Annotated in this window: 1 protein-coding gene; it reads left to right on the top strand. The window is 47.2% G+C overall.

Going from position 1 to position 254, the window contains the following annotated elements:
- Positions 1-71: hypothetical protein (locus tag OOJ59_RS28055; protein ID WP_002906209.1), on the top strand; the 71-nt coding region annotated here is incomplete at its 5' end.
- Positions 72-254: the final 183 nt, after the last annotated feature.

The raw sequence follows: 254 nt of genomic DNA, 5'->3' as shown, positions 1-254 counted from the left end.
CGATGTTATTCACCCTGGCCAACCTGTTTCGGGTGGACCAAATGATACGTCAGTGGGAGAGATCTCAGTAAAAACCGGAAATAACGCCAGAAATGGTGGAAAAAATAGCCTAAATAGGCTGATTCGAGGCACTGTTGCAAATAGTCGGTGGTGATAAACTTATCATCCCCTTTTGCTGATGGAGCTGCACATGAACCCATTCAAAGGCCGGCATTTTCAGCGTGACATCATTCTGTGGGCCGTACGCTGGTACT

This window comes from Citrobacter sp. W9 (genome assembly GCF_026719375.1).
GTDB classification, from domain to species: domain Bacteria; phylum Pseudomonadota; class Gammaproteobacteria; order Enterobacterales; family Enterobacteriaceae; genus Citrobacter; species Citrobacter werkmanii.
This window is presented reverse-complemented; position numbering and strand designations above follow the sequence as displayed.